The organism is Psychroserpens jangbogonensis (assembly GCF_000797465.1).
GTDB lineage: Bacteria > Bacteroidota > Bacteroidia > Flavobacteriales > Flavobacteriaceae > Psychroserpens > Psychroserpens jangbogonensis.
Genome location: NZ_JSWG01000006.1, coordinates 189,153 through 207,443, shown reverse-complemented (window position 1 = coordinate 207,443; position 18,291 = coordinate 189,153). Strand labels below are relative to the sequence as shown.

Annotated in this window: 18 protein-coding genes; 4 read left to right on the top strand and 14 right to left on the bottom strand. The window is 32.1% G+C overall.

From position 1 onward, the window contains the following. Positions 1 to 4 precede the first annotated feature (4 nt). The 3 genes from RH81_RS04375 to RH81_RS04365 are packed head-to-tail and all read right to left on the bottom strand — an operon-like array spanning position 5 to position 5,408. On the bottom strand, positions 5 to 1,327 hold the full coding sequence (locus RH81_RS04375; RefSeq protein WP_033958281.1) for a dicarboxylate/amino acid:cation symporter: 1,323 nt from the start codon (positions 1,325 to 1,327) through the stop codon (positions 5 to 7). Positions 1,328 to 1,358: 31 nt separating this feature from the next. Beyond that, positions 1,359 to 2,420, bottom strand: a complete 1,062-nt coding sequence (gene aroC / locus RH81_RS04370; RefSeq protein WP_033958277.1) for a chorismate synthase — start codon at positions 2,418 to 2,420, stop codon at positions 1,359 to 1,361. Positions 2,421 to 2,477: 57 nt separating this feature from the next. Beyond that, on the bottom strand, positions 2,478 to 5,408 hold the full coding sequence (locus RH81_RS04365; protein WP_033958269.1) for an FAD-binding and (Fe-S)-binding domain-containing protein: 2,931 nt from the start codon (positions 5,406 to 5,408) through the stop codon (positions 2,478 to 2,480). Between the two features lie 150 nt (positions 5,409 to 5,558). Here RH81_RS04365 and RH81_RS04360 point away from each other — a divergent pair, with 150 nt between their 5' ends. After that, the gene (locus tag RH81_RS04360; RefSeq protein WP_033958264.1) at positions 5,559 to 6,053 is read left to right on the top strand and encodes a hypothetical protein; all 495 of its coding nucleotides are present in this window, start codon (positions 5,559 to 5,561) and stop codon (positions 6,051 to 6,053) included. A gap of 49 nt (positions 6,054 to 6,102) precedes the next feature. Here RH81_RS04360 and RH81_RS04355 read toward each other — a convergent pair whose 3' ends face one another. The 3 genes from RH81_RS04355 to RH81_RS04345 form a co-directional block, all read right to left on the bottom strand. Further along, on the bottom strand, positions 6,103 to 6,618 hold the full coding sequence (locus RH81_RS04355; RefSeq protein ID WP_033958259.1) for a DinB family protein: 516 nt from the start codon (positions 6,616 to 6,618) through the stop codon (positions 6,103 to 6,105). 95 nt (positions 6,619 to 6,713) lie between these two features. Further along, positions 6,714 to 7,193: an Lrp/AsnC family transcriptional regulator gene (locus tag RH81_RS04350; protein ID WP_033958245.1), complete on the bottom strand. Its 480-nt coding sequence runs from the start codon at positions 7,191 to 7,193 to the stop codon at positions 6,714 to 6,716. Between the two features lie 64 nt (positions 7,194 to 7,257). Then, positions 7,258 to 8,382: a M14 family zinc carboxypeptidase gene (locus RH81_RS04345; protein WP_241478953.1), complete on the bottom strand. Its 1,125-nt coding sequence runs from the start codon at positions 8,380 to 8,382 to the stop codon at positions 7,258 to 7,260. A 319-nt stretch (positions 8,383 to 8,701) separates the two neighbouring features. Here RH81_RS04345 and RH81_RS04340 point away from each other — a divergent pair, with 319 nt between their 5' ends. The 3 genes from RH81_RS04340 to RH81_RS04330 all read left to right on the top strand — a co-directional run bounded on the left by RH81_RS04340 (position 8,702) and on the right by RH81_RS04330 (position 10,395). Continuing rightward, on the top strand, positions 8,702 to 9,079 hold the full coding sequence (locus tag RH81_RS04340; protein ID WP_033958236.1) for a helix-turn-helix domain-containing protein: 378 nt from the start codon (positions 8,702 to 8,704) through the stop codon (positions 9,077 to 9,079). 129 nt (positions 9,080 to 9,208) lie between these two features. Beyond that, positions 9,209 to 9,595, top strand: a complete 387-nt coding sequence (locus RH81_RS04335) for a hypothetical protein (protein ID WP_033958233.1) — start codon at positions 9,209 to 9,211, stop codon at positions 9,593 to 9,595. Positions 9,596 to 9,597: 2 nt separating this feature from the next. Further along, positions 9,598 to 10,395 carry a TerC family protein gene (locus tag RH81_RS04330; RefSeq protein WP_033958232.1) on the top strand — a complete coding sequence of 266 codons (798 nt, stop codon included), beginning with the start codon at positions 9,598 to 9,600 and terminating at the stop codon, positions 10,393 to 10,395. A gap of 49 nt (positions 10,396 to 10,444) precedes the next feature. On the opposite strand, the gene RH81_RS04325 is transcribed toward RH81_RS04330, so the two are convergent. The 8 genes from RH81_RS04325 to RH81_RS04290 form a co-directional block, all read right to left on the bottom strand. Next, positions 10,445 to 11,191, bottom strand: coding sequence for a phosphatase PAP2 family protein (locus tag RH81_RS04325; protein WP_033958231.1), 747 nt, complete (start codon positions 11,189 to 11,191; stop codon positions 10,445 to 10,447). An 88-nt stretch (positions 11,192 to 11,279) separates the two neighbouring features. Next, a complete protein-coding gene (locus RH81_RS04320) occupies positions 11,280 to 12,596 on the bottom strand; it encodes a DUF3570 domain-containing protein (RefSeq protein ID WP_033958230.1) in 1,317 nt (438 codons plus the stop codon). Positions 12,597 to 12,613: 17 nt separating this feature from the next. Then, a complete protein-coding gene (locus RH81_RS04315) occupies positions 12,614 to 12,826 on the bottom strand; it encodes a DUF4266 domain-containing protein (RefSeq protein ID WP_033958229.1) in 213 nt (70 codons plus the stop codon). Then, on the bottom strand, positions 12,823 to 13,806 hold the full coding sequence (locus tag RH81_RS04310) for an FAD:protein FMN transferase (protein ID WP_033958227.1): 984 nt from the start codon (positions 13,804 to 13,806) through the stop codon (positions 12,823 to 12,825). The genes RH81_RS04315 and RH81_RS04310 overlap by 4 nt, the downstream gene beginning before the upstream one ends. A gap of 4 nt (positions 13,807 to 13,810) precedes the next feature. Then, positions 13,811 to 14,248: a thioredoxin family protein gene (locus RH81_RS04305; protein WP_033958226.1), complete on the bottom strand. Its 438-nt coding sequence runs from the start codon at positions 14,246 to 14,248 to the stop codon at positions 13,811 to 13,813. Between the two features lie 79 nt (positions 14,249 to 14,327). Then, entirely contained in the window at positions 14,328 to 15,026 is a 699-nt protein-coding gene (locus RH81_RS04300) for a Crp/Fnr family transcriptional regulator (protein WP_033958224.1), read from the bottom strand. 198 nt (positions 15,027 to 15,224) lie between these two features. Further along, positions 15,225 to 15,620: a hypothetical protein gene (locus tag RH81_RS04295; RefSeq protein WP_033958223.1), complete on the bottom strand. Its 396-nt coding sequence runs from the start codon at positions 15,618 to 15,620 to the stop codon at positions 15,225 to 15,227. A 20-nt stretch (positions 15,621 to 15,640) separates the two neighbouring features. Further along, positions 15,641 to 18,289, bottom strand: coding sequence for a DNA gyrase/topoisomerase IV subunit A (locus tag RH81_RS04290; protein WP_033958222.1), 2,649 nt, complete (start codon positions 18,287 to 18,289; stop codon positions 15,641 to 15,643). Positions 18,290 to 18,291: the final 2 nt, after the last annotated feature.

Genomic DNA, 18,291 nt, shown 5'->3' with positions numbered 1-18,291 from the left:
AATTTTATTTGACTTCCTCATAGTTATCATCCCAATTCTTAATCTTTGGTTCGCCAAGTTTTCCAACAGATTTTGCAACTATCATTGATACAGTTGCATCTCCAGTAACATTTACTACTGTACGACACATATCTAAAGGTCTATCGACAGCAAATATTAATGCCAAACCAATTGGTAATAGTTCTGGTGGAAGACCAACAGATTCTAATACAATCACAAGCATTACCATTCCTGCTCCTGGAACAGCAGCACTTCCTATGGAAGCTAATAATGCTGTTAAGACTATTGTAATTTGATCAGCGAAAGTTAAATCTAATCCTAGGGCTTGAAATATAAATACTGCAGCAACTGCTTGATATAAACTTGTTCCATCCATATTAATTGTTGCTCCAACTGGAAGCACAAAACTCGATACTTCTTTGTCGACACCAATATGTTCTTCTACGCGCTCCATTGTAACAGGAAGTGTCGCAGCACTAGAACTAGTTGAAAATGCTAATAATTGTGCAGGACTCATTTCTTTTAAAAACCAAAATGGGTTTTTCTTTGTAATGGTTCCAACGAGAATACAGTAAAAAACAATCATTAAAACTAATCCTAAAACAACAACACCTGCATATTTCAATAAAGCATATAAAATATCAGGATCATCAGAAGACACAACTACATTCGCTAATAAAGCAAATACAGCAACTGGTGCACTCAACATAATTAGGTCGACCATTTTTAGAACGATATCATTTAATGAATCAAATAATTTTTTCATAGGCTTAGCACGCTTTTCTCCAATAAGAAGCATCGAAATGCCTAAAAATATTGAAAAGAAAATCACCTGTAGCATTAGCTTATTATTGCTTAAAGCGTTAAACGCATTATCAGGAACCATGTCCTCTAAAAACTGCAAAGGACCTGTATTCATTTGTTTTGAAGCCTCTTCGATTTTTGCTTTTACACTGCTATTTTCTGAATAGGTATCTGTAAGTTTAGCTATTGTTTCTTCTGAAACACCATCTCCAGGCTGAATAATGTTTACAAGTGCTAATCCAATTGAAATAGCAATTACAGTTGTAACTATATATATTCCAATAGTTTTTAATCCTATGTTTTTGAATTTGGAAATATCTTTTAAATCTGAAATCCCTTTTATTAATGACGCTAATATTAATGGAATAGCGATCAACTTTAATAGTTTAACAAAAATTGAACCGATAGGTTTTATCCAATCTTCAGTAAATTCTCTTCCTCCAACTTGAAGCATAACAAAACCAAATACTAAACCTAGTAGCATTCCGATTAATATTTTCCAGTGTAGTGCTAGTTTTTTCATAAGATAGTATGGCTTTGTAGTAAGAATTTAATTATTTATACATTTTATTTAGCAAGTGAAAATCTGCCATTACCAGAGCTACCATGGCTTCTACAATGGGAATTGCCCTAGGAACTACACATGGGTCATGTCGTCCTTTACCTTGCATTTCTACAATATTTCCTGAGCGATCTAGTGTGTCTTGCTTTTGAATAATTGTGGCAACTGGCTTAAACCCAACTCTAAAGTAAATATCCATTCCGTTGCTGATACCTCCTTGAATTCCGCCAGATAAATTTGTTTTTGTAGTCCCATCATCATTGAATAAGTCATTGTGCTCACTTCCTTTCATTCTTGCGCCACAAAATCCACTACCATATTCAAAACCTTTTACAGCATTAATACTTAACATCGCTTTACCTAAATCGGCATGCAGTTTATCAAATACTGGTTCTCCTAAACCAATTGGCACATTTTGAAGCACACAAGTAATAGTGCCTCCAATAGTATCGCCATCTTTTTTAATAGCTTTAATTCTGTCGATCATTCGTTCGGCTGTATCCTGATCAGGACAGCGAACATCATTACTTTCAGTTTTAGAAAAATCTAAATCCTGATATGGTTTTTCAAGAAATATATCACCAACAGAAGACGTATAAGCGTTAATTTGAACATTATTAATCAATTGTTTTGCGATTGCTCCAGCAACAACACGAGATGCTGTTTCTCGAGCAGAGCTTCTTCCTCCACCTCTATAATCTCTGATACCATACTTTTTTTCATATGTGTAATCAGCATGGCTAGGACGATACACATCTTTGATATGAGAATAATCTTTAGATTTCTGATTTGTGTTTTTAATAACGAATCCGATTGGAGTTCCCGTAGTTTGTCCTTCAAATATTCCAGAAAGAAACTCAACCGTATCGGGCTCTTTTCGTTGAGTAACAATTGCAGATTGACCAGGTTTACGACGATTTAACTCTCCTTGTATTGCTTTAAAATCAAGTTTTAAACCAGCAGGACAACCATCTATAATTCCTCCAATGGCAACACCATGTGATTCTCCAAATGTGGTAAGCTTGAATATATTTCCGAAGGTATTTCCTGCCATAAACTACTTTTTGTGCTAAGTTAATTGATACTTGGTTAATAATGAAACAAGTTAATACTAATCTTTTTTAATTAATGCATTCCGCAATATGGTTACTGGATGCAAGGCTTGGCGTTGTGTTCCATCTTTTATTTGATGTCTACAGCTTGTTCCATTTGCTGAAATAATCTCCTCTTCTGAAGCTTTTCTAACTGAAGGGAATAATGTTTGCTCTCCTATTTGCATACTAATGTCGTAATGTTCTTTTTCATAGCCAAAACTGCCAGCCATTCCACAGCAACCACTTGGTATAATGGTCACCTTATAGTTTTTAGGCAAGTTTAATACGGCAAAACTAGAAGATTGGTTTGTCAAAGCCTTTTGATGACAATGGCCATGAAATTTTATGTTTTTATGCTCTAAAGTGAATTGATCTGATGTGATGTTTCCAAGTTCTATTTCTTGCTGAATGAATTCTTCAATTAAAAATGTATGCTTTGCTATTCGTTCTGCGGAAGCTTTATCATCTGCTAATCTGAGGTATTCATCTTTAAAAGTCAGAATGGCTGAAGGTTCGATTCCAATCAAACATTCTTTAGACGACACCTTGTTTTTAAAAACCTTAACATTTTGATTTGCAAGTGATTTAGCCTTTTTAAGTAAGCCTTTAGATAAAAAAGAACGACCAGACTCGACATGATCAATTACATCAACAAAGTAATTTAAATCACTCAACAACTCAAGCGCGTCAATACCAATTTTTGAATCTAATAAGTTTGTGAATTCATCATTAAAAAAGTAAACCTTCTTTATGTAATTTCCTCTTCTATATTTGATTTGATAGTCTTTAAAGTAAGTTTTTAAACTTGTTTTTGAAATTAAAGGAAGGCTCCTTTTTTTTGCTATTCCTAATAATGATTTTAATAACGATGATGTAGTCCTGTTTGAGAATAAGAAATTGGTGAGATTTGTAAATCTACTTCCTAAAGAATTAAGTTTGTTGTTGTACGCAAATAATTTTGTTCTTAGACTTATCCCATTTGCCTTTTGATATTGATACTGAAATTCTGCTTTTAAGCTTGCTACATCAACACTACTCGGACATTCACTAGCGCAAGCTTTACAGCTTAAACATAAATCAAATACTTCTTTTAACTCTTTATGATTGAATTTGTTGGGTTTCTCAGATTGGGTTAAAAACTCACGTAAGGCATTTGCTCGCGCTCTAGTTGTGTCTTTTTCATTTCGTGTTGCTCTGTAGCTCGGACACATTGTTCCTCCAAATTCGGGGAGTTTTCTGCAATCTCCTGAACCATTACATTTTTCAGCTTCACGTAAAATACCTCGTGAACTAGAGAAATCTAAAATAGTTTCAATATCAGGCTCTTTCCTATCAGTTTCATATCGTAGTGATTGATCCATTGGAAAAGCTTCAACTATCTTTCCTGGATTGAAAATATTATTAGGATCAAAAACTGATTTAATACGTTTGAGAATGTTGTAATTCCCGTCTCCAATCATCAATGGTATAAATTCTGCTCTAACAATGCCATCACCATGTTCTCCACTCATTGAGCCTTGATATTTCTTAACCAAATGAGCGACATCTGTGGTTATTTTTCTGAATAAAACGACATCTGCTTTCTTCTTTAAATTCAATATTGGACGTAAGTGCAACTCTCCAGCCCCAGCATGAGCATAATACACAGCTTTTTGATCGTGTGTCTTCATTAAAGCTGTAAACTCTTCAATGTAGTTTGATAAATCTGATATTGACACTGCTGTGTCTTCAATACAAGCAGCTGTTTTTTTGTCGCCAATCATATTGCCTAATAAGCCTAATCCAGCTTTTCGAAGCTCATTTGCTTTAATAATATCATTACCTGAGAGCATTGGGTTTGCAAAACTTAATTGTGACGACTCAAGTGTTTTTAATAGGTATTGAGCCTTTTCCTCTGCATCTTGAATCGTATCAGCTTTAACTTCACACATTAAGATTGCTTCAGGATCTTTAATTAAGAAAGTTCTATTTTCTTGTTGTATTTTGTTGTGTTTTGTGAGGTCTAAAATGGTTTTATCCATCATTTCACAAGTAAACAAATTGTGTTTCATGACTGGCTCAACAGCATTTAAACAATCTTGAATACTATTGAAATGTGCAGCAATCATTACAGATTCAGATGGAGGCAACTGGTCTAATTGTAATGTGATTTGAGTAGTAAAAGCAAGGGTACCTTCACTTCCAGAAAGCAACTTGCACATGTTGAATTTATCTGTAGACTCCGTAAATAATTCGGTTTCTATCAATTCATCAATTGCATAACCAGTATTTCTACGATGTATTTCTGGTTTCGGGAAATTATCTTTTATCTGTTGTTGAATGCCTTTTGAAGACAGCTCATCATAAATTTGATTGTAAATAGCTCCTTCAATATTTTTTAACTGTGTTTTTTTATGAAATTCTTCAGAAGACAATTCAGAAAAAACAACTTCACTTCCATCGCTTAAAATTGTTTGAAGCTCTAATACCTTATCTCTAGTAATTCCATATTGAATAGATGTTGTTCCTGAGGAATTATTTCCAACCATACCACCAATCATGCATCGATTGGATGTAGATGTGTTTGGACCAAAAAACAAACCAAAAGGCTTTAAATAATTATTGAGCTCATCTCTTATTACACCAGGTTGTACTGTAACTGTTTGTGCTTTTTCGTTAATGTCCAATATTTTTGTAAAATGCTTTGAAACGTCAACGACAATACCATTTCCTACGCATTGTCCAGCGAGTGAAGTACCAGCTGCTCTAGGGATTAATGATGTTTTGTGAGTTGTTGCAAATTGAATAAGAGACTTAAGGTCTGCCTTTGTTTTTGGAATGGCAACTGCCAATGGTAACATTCTATAAACTGAAGCGTCTGTTGCATAGAGTGATTTCATTAATTCATCAAAATACAACTCACCTTCTAATTGAGATAATAGAATTTGTAATTGAGAATTAGTAACCATAAATAAGCATAAGTCTGTGTATAAAACTATAAATAAAATTAATAAAAAGCAGTTTTTGGCGTTATTTTTGTAAAAGTAACCGAAATATAAATTATCTGGCTTTTTTAAAGCCTACATCAATCTTAATTAATTAAAGTAAAATTAAATCTTATGAAAAAATTATTTTTAGTAGCAATTGCATTTATCGGTTTCGTTACATTATCAAATGCACAAGAAATTGCAGACAATGCTATCGGTCTTCGTTTAGGAGATAGTGATGGTGTTGGTCCAGGTATTAACTACCAAAGAGCTTTGGGAGACAACAACAGGCTTGAATTAGATCTTGGTTGGAGAGATGGAAGTGATTATGATGCTTTTAAATTAGCTGGTTTGTATCAGTGGGTTTGGGAACTTGATGGGAGTTTTAATTGGTACGCAGGTGCTGGTGGTGGAATTGGTTCTGTAAGCATTAATAACGCACCAAAAGGCGTTGATAGCAGTAATACTTTCTTTTTCGCGGCAGGTGACGTAGGGATTGAGTATAATTTTGACTTTCCGCTTTTGTTATCACTAGATTTTAGACCGGAAATTGGATTTGGAAATGATGATTTTGACACAAACGATTTAGATTTTGATATAGCTTTAGGTATTAGATATCAGTTCTAAACAAACTAAATATAAAAAAAGCCACCTTAATTTAAGGTGGCTTTTTTTATTATAAATAGCGTTCTTTTATAATTTGGCAATGATGGTTTTCATGTCCAATGAGAATAAAACCAATTGCTCTAACTGAAATGTCGTTATTACTGGCATAACCAATTTGTAGTAACATTTCATCAGTAAAGTTTTCAAAAAGAGCAACAGTAGATTGTCGTAATGCCTTATATTCTTCAAGTAAACTCTGTTTAGATCGTTTATTAGCTTCACTTGTTACAGCATATTCATCCTGATCGTAACCCGGAAAATTTGTTTTGTCTTTTCTAGCAAAGGATAAAGCTCTAAAGGTGAAAACACGTTCAGTATCCATTATGTGCTGAACAAGTTCCTTAATTGTCCACTTGCCGTCAGCATAAGCGAAATCATATTTGTCTTCAGATAACGACTCTAAAAATGAAATAGTTGCTTCTCCATTTTGTTTTAAGCCTTCTATTAAATCTAATTCACCTGCATTATCAATATAAACTTGATAATAAGCTATGTATTCATTGGTATTAAGCTGGTCTTTTGTCATATCGAATTATTTATTGTCTAAAATAACAAAAAATCCCTTTATCATTTTACTGATAAAGGGATTAATAAATGTTAAAATAGTTATTAGGGTTAAGCTTACAATTCGTTAAAAATAGTATGCATTAAACGTTTTTTATCATTAATACTCTCTTCTAACGAAATCATGGTTTCTGTTCTGTAGATACCATCAATATCATCCAACATGAATATAATGTCCTTGGCATGTGCTGTGTCTTTAGCTCTAACCTTGCAGAAAATATTAAATTTTCCAGTAGTGATATGCGCCACAGTTACATAAGGTATTTCATTAATACGCTCTAAAACAAATTTAGTTTGAGATGTGTTATTTAAAAATACACCAACATATGCTATAAATGAATATCCTAGTTTTTTATAATCTAATGTTAATGACGAGCCTTGAATAATTCCTGCCTCTTCCATTTTCTTCACTCTCACATGAACAGTTCCTGCAGAAATCACTAATTTTTTTGCAATATCAGTGAAAGGAATCCTTGTATTATCGATTAACATATCTAAAATTTGATGATCAATTTCATCTAATTTGTACTTTGCCATTTTGCAGTTTCTTTAAATTTTATACAAAAATAACGCAAAAAGAATGAAGATAATGTATCAAATATTAGTTATTTTTCAATTTCAATGAAGATTTCTCATTATTTATTGATACGAAAACGTTTTCGCTTCCTTCGGAAACCGATTTACCTTTAGTGGTTAAAACCTCATAGCCTCTGGCATTGATCTCTTTATGAGAGAAATAAGAGCTTAAATCTGAAATTTTTTCAATTTTAGGAACAAAATGAATAGAATTGTCTATTAATTTTTCAATATACTGAATCCCAACATCTTCATTTGATGTATTCTTGATAATAATATCATAAAACAATTTCTGGTTTTCAGGAATTTCGAGGTAATCATCGTATTTATTTCCTGTTACATTATTATCAGAAATATAATGAATAGCTATAAGCAAAGACTGAAATATATACTCACGCGTTATTTCTCTTTGGTAATCATTGGCAAAATGTCCTGCTTCAAATAAAACCGTAGGAACATTAAGGTTTTGGAACGTATCACCAACACAATTAAGATTGAAAGCATCGTCATAAATACCAACTTGATTAGGGATTTCTTGTTGCAAATGAGAATTCATAACCGAAATAATCTCCATTGCAACCTTTCTGGTATCTGTAATAGTGCAATTTTCATCTTGTGCTGGAGCTAGAAACGATACTGTTGCTGGATTATTTGCTTTTCCTGCGCTAAAAATTGTACGCTGACCATGCAGATTAAAACAATAATCAGGTTTAAATGATTCAAAGATTTGCTTTAAAACTTTGCTTTCCGGTTGAGATAGTTCTTGTGCATCTCTATTTAAATCAATATGGTTAGCATTTAAACGCGTATAAGCCTTTGCGCCATCTGGATTTAGTATTGGAATAATTTTAAGCGTACAAGCCTTTAGAATAGTTTTTGGTACGTTTTCTGATGCTGTAAATACATTAATCATATCAAAAACAGCCTTAGTAGTAGTGCTTTCGTTGCCATGCATTTGAGACCACATGAGAATTTTTTTAGGACCAGAGCCTATTGTAATGCTATAAATGTTTTCATTATTAACAGAACTCCCAATGACTTTCACAAAGGGTTTTATGCTAGAATTTTTTAATAAATCTAAAATTGATTCTGTATGAATATAACGTCCAGAAAGGGACGGTTCTTTAAAGGATTTGAAAAGGGATTTCATTAATTCGGTGTGCATAAAAACATATTGATTGTACAAAGGTAAACAAATGGTAATTTACATTTGTAAACATGTTGTTGTATCTATTTTGATTACAATGGTAAACAAAAAAACTGTTGTTTACGTAGCATATAGTTTGAGGACTACAAAAATACAAACGTAATTATTAAATATATATTAAATAATTTGTTATCAATTAGTTATATATAATAAAATGAAGTGATTATTTAATATGTGGTATATGATTTTTGTTTATAATATGGCTATTTGCTAAAATAAGTTTACATTTGTAACGTTCTAAAAGCAATGATATTTGTTTACAATGATAAACACTGAAGATTTCACAAAACGACTACAAAAAGTAATAGATTACTATGGTGAAACAGCATCTTCTTTTGCTGAAAAAGTTGGTGTGCAACGCTCTAGTATTTCTCACATACTTTCAGGTAGAAATAAACCAAGTCTTGATTTTGTTCTTAAGGTGCTTTCCTCCTTTCCTGAAGTTGAATTATATTGGTTGATGAATGGAAAAGGGAAATTTCCAACCGAAAGTAATAATGTAAGTCATTCGCCAAATAATGTTTCAGATACATTCTCTGAGTCAAAACTTCCTCAAATAGTAAATTCAAGTGACAAATCTATAGATCGCATTGTTATTTTCTATAAAGATGGTAGTTTTCAAAATTTCGAAAATTCGTAACAATTTTTTTATTTTTCAAATACGCGATCCTTGGGCTTGTTCATATATTAGTAATAATGTACTCTTGAATACTTCCGATATTTCTTATTAATCAAATACCATTTTGTAATTTTGTATAAAATTTACCACATGAGGATAACAATAGCATTAGTATGCTGCTTACTTTTTACAAGCTGTTATACAGTTGATCGAAATTGTTCTGATTTTAAAACAGGTACTTTCGAGTTCACTTACGTGATTGATGGTGTTGAAAAGACTGGCAAGTTCGTTAGAACTGAAACCATGAATATTGATTATTTTGATAATAAAATAGATTCAGCCTCTGTGCGATGGATTAATGATTGTGAGTTTATACAAAAAACCATAAATCCTAAATCTATGGCTGAAGAAAAAGCCATTCATTTTAAAATATTAAGTACTACAGAAGACACCTATACATTTGAATATCAATTAGCCGCTAAAGAACCTTATAAAAAGCTTCGTGTTGAAAAGGGCTCAGCAAAAAAAATAGACTAATTATGTTAGATTTTTTATTAACTAGTGATGCTATAATGGCATTGTTAACCTTAACGTTTTTAGAGATTATACTCGGAATTGATAATATTGTATTCATTTCTATTGCTGCTAATAAACTTCCTGAAAATCAACGTTCTAAAGCTACCAATATTGGCTTGCTGTTAGCTATGGTTCAACGAATTATATTGTTGTTTTTTGTGTCCTTTTTAGTGGGACTTTCTAAACCTTTTTATTCTTTAGAAACGTCTTGGTTTGAGATACATATAAGCTGGCAAGCAATTATATTACTCGCAGGTGGATTGTTTTTAATTTATAAGAGTACTTCAGAGATTAGAGAAAAAGTAACAGATCCCACACATGATGAAGATGATATTAAAAGCAAAAGAATTAAATCTCTTTCACAAGCATTGACACAAATTCTTATAATCGACTTTATATTTTCTATAGATTCTATTTTAACAGCTGTTGGAATGACAAATGGCTTACACCCAAATCATAATTACACACTAGTTTTAATGATTATTGCGGTAATGATTTCCATAGTTATTATGATTGTATTTGCTAATCCGATTAGAAAGTTTATTGAAATAAATCCAAGTGTTCAAATGTTAGGATTAGCCTTCTTAATTTTAATTGGATTCATGCTAATTACTGAAGCTGCACATTTATCACATACAGCATTCTTTGGAAATACAGTTGGAGCAATTCCTAAAGGTTATCTCTATTTTGCAATAGCATTCTCATTATTTGTGGAGTTCTTGAATTATAAGTCGGTTAATAGGAAGAAGAATAAGAAATGAACTATTGATTTATAAATAATGTATTTGCTCATTAGTTTTATTTCTATTTTCAAAATATCATTGATAAGCCTAGACCATATTCTTTACCATTATAGAAAGGCATAACAATTCGATCATTTTTGCCTTTAAAAATATTTCTTTTAATAAATGGATAAATCCAGTAGGCAATTTTTGTACTTAAGATACCAACACCAGCACCAGCGATTACATCTGATAACCAATGTCTATTATTATACATTCTGAAAAAACCTGTTCCTGATGCTACTATATATCCACTTATTCCATACCAAATAGAAACATCTTTATATTCTTGGTATAAAAATTCAGCTCCCATAAAAGAAAGAGCAGTATGACCTGAAGGCCAAGAATCCGGATTAAGAGAGCCATCTGGTCTTTTAACATCAACTAAATCTTTCAATCCGCTTACAACGGGTCTGTTGATTATATATGCAATTCCTAAAATTATAGTTCTGTCTCTGAAATTATTTTTTCCATTTATGCCAACTGCGTTTAAGGCGTAAACAGATAATGCTGGAACATATTGAGTAATGTCGTCAATTGTGAATTTTTTATCTATGTGCTCATCTATTTCTTCACCTATTTCGGAGTTAAAAGATTTGAATGAATCACTTTTAATTCCAATAGCACCAATAGTAATTAATGAAACAGGAGCTATTAAAGATTTATAATTAAACTGAGTACTTTTATTTTGTTGTAAGGTGTCAATTTTTTTATGCTGTCCATATATTTTGAATGTTAAAAGGAAAAGAACAAATACTAAATTTAAGTTTTTCATTTAATTAACTTATAAATTATGCATAACATAAATATTACCAAAAAGAGCTACTCGAACTTTTGGATAATAAAGTGCCTGTTTGAAAGACTTAATCTAAAACAAACTTAAATCCTGCAGAGATTATACTAGCGCTTAGTGTATTGTCTCTATCGTACTGTGTGTACTTTAAATCTATACTTTTCAACCCAAGTTTCCAGATATGGAATTTTGTAAAGATATCAGTATATGAAGCCCCTAAACTAAATTGATTTGCTGAATACTCTGATAGATCATAATCTGAGGTATAAAACTCATCTGTCGATAAATGCGATTCGTATGCACCAAAATAATCTGCAGCAGACTGATTATAAAATCTGTATGAAGGATATATTGTAAACTTATCTGAGAGCTTAATAGGCACTTCTACACTTATAGTATGTGATGTAATTCCCCAATCATCAAAGTAATAACGATAAAAGGTTCTTACAACAAAGGTTTCATCAATATAGTAATTTAATCGACCACCAAGAGCAACTTTAAATCTAGAATCAGGTAATTGTTCAACATCATCAGCCAATTGAAATTGTTCAATAAATGAGTCAGCAACATCACTAAAATAAACACGTTGGAATGGTGTTGATAATAATCCATCTTGCATTACAAAATCTAAGGCTAATGATCCTTGGAGTTTTTTAGTCATGATCTGTGAAAATCCAAACCCTACAGCGTAGGTGTTTCTACCTTCGTTATCAAAAGTTTCAAAATCCGGATTATAATTAGGATTTCCTGTAACTGTATATCGGTTAAATAAATTATTATTTAACCCATTACCACCTGCCGCAAAAGGGCGTAATTCTGATGGATATAGGGCATTCCAGGTATCTACAAAGACATTACCATTTATACTGACTTCAGTATTTTTTTCATTGAATAACTTGGTATAGCTTCCTCCAAAACCAATTGAGAAATAATCATACTCCGAAGACACCGATAATTTAGCAGACCAGATATCATTTCTATCATCCGAACTGTGTGAATATGTACCAGTAAGATTTGCCCAAACATCACCTTCAGATGCTCCTGTACTGGCATCATAAGGATTCGCAATTCCGCCACCATCAAAAGGGTCAACATTACTTGAAGAAGCAGATGTATAAGCCGAAATACCTGCGTCAATAGTTAGTACGTCATCATCATTTAGAGGAATCGAAACAATAAAAGCAGCAGTTGCATCTGTCAATTCTTCGGTACCTATACCTCCACTTACAGCAGCATTATCTCCATCTTGTGTATAATAACTTGATAGAAAATCAACCTCTGCAGTTTCTAGAACTCTCTTTTTATAAGTACTTGTTGAGTCTTGCGCTTGAGCATTACATAAATGAAGCGAAAACAAAATAATTAGGATAGTTAGTGTATTTTTCAAAGTTTTCTTTTTATCAATTAATTACAACCGCAACCTCCTCCAGTTTTCCCACCATTTCCTCCAGCAGCAGCTTCTCTATAGGAGTGAAATGTACTAATGTTTCTGTCAGATTTTTTATCTGCTAAAAGCATATCAGGATCATTAAGGTTTACTTTTTCATATTCTTTAACTGCTACACAAGACGATAGCGTCGTTAGAACTAATGCGATTACAATAACACGTTTAATCATATTTTGTTGATTTTTATATTTGTTGATGTAAAAATGTTTCCATCTTCATCAATAATAATACATTCTATATTTGGCAGTTGATTGATTCTATTTAGGCCTACTTCTTTTCCCATTACAAAAACCGAAGTTGATAAAGCATCTGCTAATTCAGCTTTAGGTGCAAAAACAGTGACGCTAATAATTCCTGTAGACGGATAACCCGTTCTAGGATCTATAATATGTGTATAACGTTTTCCATTGAAATTGACATACTTCTCATAATTACCTGACGTTACTACTGCTCCATCTGTAATTGGTAATAATGCAAACGCTTTGTTTTTATTTAGCGGATTCGTAATGGCAACTTTCCATTCTTCTCCATTAGTTTGTTTTCCCCAAGTAGTCATATCTCCTGAGGCATTAATAATTCCTGAAACCACTCCTTTTTCAATTAGAAGGGATTTCGCTTTATCGGCAGCATAACCTTTTCCAATCGCTCCAAACCCAAGTTTCATTCCTTTAAGTTTAAGATATACAGTAGAATTGCTGTCATCTAATTCAATATTTTGATAACCTACTTTGCTTACAGACGATGCTATATCTGTTTCTGAAGGCATTTTAGTCATACTGCCATCAAATTTCCATATCCTATCTAAGGACGCGTATGAGATATCAAATGCGCCATCAGTTAGTTTTGTAATTGATAATGACCGTTTTATTAAATCGAATAATTCTTGATCTACTTTAACCGCTTTTATTCCAGCATTACTGTTAATCTTTGAGGTTTGTGAATTTGGGTCCCAAGATGAAATAAGATTCTCTATTCTAGTAATTTCATTAATTGCTATGTCTATATATGTGTTAGCTGAAATAGAATCTTTAGCCAATACCGTAATATCAAAGCGGCTACCCATAAGTTTTAAGGTACGCTTATAAGTACTTTGCGCTTCAATTTGAAGCGTAATAAAAATGATAATTAAAAATAGACTGTACTTTTTCAAATAATTATTTACTAAAGGATTCTAATAACTTTATATATGCTGAAGGTGTTGATTTTTTATAACCAGTCGATCCTAAAATATTTCCTTCAGAATCTAAAACGACAACATATGGAAAGTAACCATTTTTATTATAGTTTTCTGCTAGATTATTATTATGTGCTTGCTGATCTTCACTTAATGCATTCTTTTTACGTTTCGGGAAATCTGCCTTAAGCATTACAAAATGATTTTCAGCATAGCTTTTAAACTCATCAGTATGCCAAATCTCTTTGTCTAGCTTGATGCATGGTCCACACCAATCAGAACCTTGAAAGACAAGAACAATGGTCTTACCTTCTTCTCCAGCAATTGATTTTGCTTTTTCAAAATCAGTAATCCAATCTTGTGCATTTACCGAAGTAATTGTAGTTAATAAAAATAATAGTGATATAATAGTCTTCATATATATGATATTGGGCAAATGTATTATTTAAACGTAGTTTTTCAGTAAACCTTGCATTGATATTTATCAATTATCACTGTTATTGAAAATTAGCAACTTTTACAAGACCTTCATAGTCTTCAATAAAGATACTACTTCGTTTAGTTGTAATAAGACTTTCTTCTTTAAAATCTTTTAGCATTCTCACAACAGACTCCTTTGCTGTGCCAACCATGCTCGCTAAATCATCTCTATTAATTATGATTTCGGTATCCTTTTGAGATCCATTTCTAAATTTAGATTCTAAGATGAGTAGGTTTAAAGCAGATCGTTCTCTTACAGTATGTTTAGCAAGCATTTTTGTAGCATTTATATACACTCTGAATTCGTGGCTTAAATTTTTCAAAAGGCGCTGTGATAATTGATGTGATGTGTCAACTGCTTTTAGGAAATCTAATTCTGAAATAAAATCAATTTCAGAATCTATTAATGCAATTGCAGAATCGGCATATAACTCTTTACTTAAAACTGCGTGATAACCAAGAAACTCGTTTTCTTTACACATGTAAAAAATATGCTGAGCTCCATAATTAGTTTGAGTAAGCTTTTTCACCTTACCTTTCTTAACCCTATAAATGCCTTTAGGTTTTTCTCCTTCCATAAAAATATAATCACCAGCTTTAAAAGGCAATGTCATCATATTCGATTTTATAATTTCACAAATGGTATCTGGAAGTCCAGAAAACAAATCTTGATTATTAAAACTATAGTGATTATTTAGTAATTCATTAATTTCCATTATATGTAAAAGTTTATACTTTATTTAAACTTTCTTTTTAAAATAAGCTTAAATCTTGAGTCTTGATAGTTCATTATACCTAACACTGATATTGTAAATAAACTGAAGATTTTAAGATTACTAAAAAAGAATACTTTAAGACTATAAATAACTATAATTTATTCATTTCGAATAAGTTATATAGTCTTGGTGTGAATTTTAAATAAACCTAGGAGGCTGAAACAGACCTTCTGTATAAAGAGATGAAGACGATTCTTGGTAAAAGAAATTATGCAATTTGTAGTCCGAATAATCTGGAGCACTTAAGTCTAATTTATTAGGAGACCAAGATAAAATAGCAATACTACTTACATACATGTTATGCTGAAAAGGCAGTTGTTCATGATCTGATTTTTCCTCTTGATGTTCTTTGTTGTGATCTGCCTTTAATTCTCCATAATGTTTAGAAACAAACACAAAAAAATTATCTCCATATTGTTCATTATGAAACTGAGCATGTTCAATAAACTCATCTATTTGAACAAGATCATTCATCTTTAATCCAATACTTTGGAATAAGAAAACAAAAGATAATATGATTGAAAACCCTTTCATGTTAAACAAATATAAGGTATTTAAAACAATGTAACTTGACCTTTATCGTCGATATCTAAATCATCATCTTTAGACTGAGATTTGTCTTCTGTACTATCTTTAGAGTCCGCTTGCTCAATAATTTCATCAACAACTTCTATATCTACAGCATGCACTTCTTCAGGCGCTTCGTATGGCAATGATTCTAAAATATTTACTTGATTGACTTTGTCTTTAGTTAATTGATTTCCTAGAGCCGAAATTCCTTTAATTGCTATAAAGTCTTCGACATTAACTGTTTCATTATCCTTTCGTTCTTTACCACGTTCTTTTGTAAATTCAATTTCGGCCATTGGCTTCCAGTCGGTAGAAACTATTTCTAATTGCGAACTAGGATGTTCAGAAATAAAAGATTCCTCTTTACCTTCATTTTCAATTAAGAAACGCTTCACGTAGTATAATTCCTTTTCGCCATTAAAATAAATGACAGATATTGGTTTTTTAGGAATCCATTTTTCTAATACTATCATGTCGTTATCAAAATGAGTAGTAAGTTCTGGCAAAATAGTTTTTACCATTCCAGATTGTGTGATTATCAACAAACGGTCTTCTCCTCTAAACTCACCAACTAATTCACCTCGATTATCTACATTAAGTCTTTGTACTGTATCGTCAAACCATATTTTACGAGGTTTTAAAGTAGAAACACCTTTTTCTTTGAGTTCTATTTTCTTAACAGAATATTTAGTGACTAAATTTCCTTTAGAAGCACGACCTTTAATCAAGACATCAGCAAAATCAATATCCCATTTTAGTTTCTTGATACTTCCTGCTTGACGCAAATGTATTGTAATAACTTCAGCTTCACCATTAGGGTTTGCCGAGAAATACCAGTTTTTTGAACTCTTATTTCCATTGGTCAAATCATACTCTCTATCACGAGTTACAGATGTCACTGCAAATCGTTTTATATATGTAGGGCCTTTGGCACCATCACGATAAATCATGTTGTAAATAGTACGTTTGTCTTTTTTCTTAAAGACCGCAACATGGATTATATCTTTACCAATAAAGGTTTTACTATCCACTTTTGTGATCATCATTTTTCCATGATTGGTGAACACAATAATATCATCGATATCACTACAATCACAAACGTATTCATCACGTCTTAAAGATGTACCAATAAAACCTTCTTCTCTATTCACATACAGCTTAGTGTTACGAATAACTACTTTTGTTGCATCTACATCTTCAAAAGTTCTAATTTCAGTTTTGCGTTCACGACCTTTTCCATATTCTTTTTTAAGACGCTCAAAATAAGCTATTGAATAATCGATTAGATTAGCTAAGTGATGTTTTACTTCAGCGATTTGATCTTCAATTGCATCAATTTTTTGCTGTGCCTTATCAATATCAAATTTTGAGATCCGCTTGATTCGTATTTCAGTTAAACGAACAATATCTTCTTCAATAATCGGACGCTTTAAGTGTTTAATATGTGGCTGTAATCCTTTATCAATAGCTTTAATAACACCTTGCCAAGTCTCTTGGTCCTCAATGTCACGATAGATTCTCTTTTCAATAAAAATACGTTCTAAGGAAGCGAAATGCCATTGTTCTTCAAATTCACTTAGCTTGATTTCAAGATTACTCTTTAAAAGCTGAACTGTATTATCAGTTGAGCGACGTAACATTTCTGAAACACCAACAAAAAATGGTTTGTTATCTTCAATAACGCATCCTAGAGGTGAAATTGAAGTTTCGCAATTTGTAAAAGCATACAAAGCATCAATAGTCTTGTCTGGTGAAATTCCAGATGGTAAATGCACTAATATTTCAACATCTGCAGCCGTATTGTCTTCAATTTTTTTAACCTTGATTTTACCTTTATCGTTCGCTTTTAATATAGAATCAATTAAAGAAGATGTGTTTGTTGCGAAAGGAATCTCGGTAATAACAAGTGTGTTTTTATCGAGTTGAGAAATTTTAGCTCTAACTCTTACCTTTCCTCCTCTTAAACCATCATTATAATTTGAAAAGTCAGCTATTCCAGCTGTAGGAAAATCAGGAAGTATTGTAAAACGTTTCCCTTTTAAATGCTTTACTGAAGCATCAATTAATTCAATAAAATTGTGTGGTAATATTTTGGTAGATAATCCAACTGCAATTCCTTCACCACCTTGTGCCAACAATAATGGAAACATTACTGGTAAATTCACTGGCTCTTTTCGTCTAGCGTCATAACTAGATTGCCATTCTGTTATTTTAGGATTATAAACAACTTCTAAAGCAAATTTAGATAAACGTGCTTCAATATATCGAGATGCTGCAGCTCTGTCTCCAGTAAGAATGTTTCCCCAGTTTCCTTGTGTATCAATTAATAGATCTTTCTGACCAATTTGCACCATAGCATCAGCAATACTAGCATCACCATGTGGATGATATTGCATTGTATGACCAACTATATTTGCAACTTTATTGTAACGCCCATCATCAAGATCCTTCATAGAATGCATGATACGACGTTGCACTGGCTTGAAACCGTCTTCAATAGCCGGAACAGCACGTTCTAAAATTACATAAGATGCATAATCTAGAAACCAATCTTTAAACATACCAGTAACTCTGGTAATAGTTTCGTTATTATCGTCTTGTTCGTTGATTAAATCGTTATTATCATCACTCATTA

Coding starts and splice junctions, on each gene's coding strand:
- RH81_RS04295 (WP_033958223.1), bottom strand. CDS start 15,620: ATGAAAGGGTTTTCAATCATATTATCTTTTGTTTTCTTATTCCAAAGT.
- RH81_RS04365 (WP_033958269.1), bottom strand. CDS start 5,408: ATGGTTACTAATTCTCAATTACAAATTCTATTATCTCAATTAGAAGGT.
- RH81_RS04315 (WP_033958229.1), bottom strand. CDS start 12,826: ATGATTAAACGTGTTATTGTAATCGCATTAGTTCTAACGACGCTATCG.
- RH81_RS04345 (WP_241478953.1), bottom strand. CDS start 8,382: ATGAAATCCCTTTTCAAATCCTTTAAAGAACCGTCCCTTTCTGGACGT.
- RH81_RS04290 (WP_033958222.1), bottom strand. CDS start 18,289: ATGAGTGATGATAATAACGATTTAATCAACGAACAAGACGATAATAAC.
- RH81_RS04355 (WP_033958259.1), bottom strand. CDS start 6,618: ATGACAAAAGACCAGCTTAATACCAATGAATACATAGCTTATTATCAA.
- RH81_RS04300 (WP_033958224.1), bottom strand. CDS start 15,026: ATGGAAATTAATGAATTACTAAATAATCACTATAGTTTTAATAATCAA.
- RH81_RS04360 (WP_033958264.1), top strand. CDS start 5,559: ATGAAAAAATTATTTTTAGTAGCAATTGCATTTATCGGTTTCGTTACA.
- RH81_RS04340 (WP_033958236.1), top strand. CDS start 8,702: ATGATAAACACTGAAGATTTCACAAAACGACTACAAAAAGTAATAGAT.
- RH81_RS04350 (WP_033958245.1), bottom strand. CDS start 7,193: ATGGCAAAGTACAAATTAGATGAAATTGATCATCAAATTTTAGATATG.
- aroC (WP_033958277.1), bottom strand. CDS start 2,420: ATGGCAGGAAATACCTTCGGAAATATATTCAAGCTTACCACATTTGGA.
- RH81_RS04375 (WP_033958281.1), bottom strand. CDS start 1,327: ATGAAAAAACTAGCACTACACTGGAAAATATTAATCGGAATGCTACTA.
- RH81_RS04325 (WP_033958231.1), bottom strand. CDS start 11,191: ATGAAAAACTTAAATTTAGTATTTGTTCTTTTCCTTTTAACATTCAAA.
- RH81_RS04335 (WP_033958233.1), top strand. CDS start 9,209: ATGAGGATAACAATAGCATTAGTATGCTGCTTACTTTTTACAAGCTGT.
- RH81_RS04330 (WP_033958232.1), top strand. CDS start 9,598: ATGTTAGATTTTTTATTAACTAGTGATGCTATAATGGCATTGTTAACC.
- RH81_RS04305 (WP_033958226.1), bottom strand. CDS start 14,248: ATGAAGACTATTATATCACTATTATTTTTATTAACTACAATTACTTCG.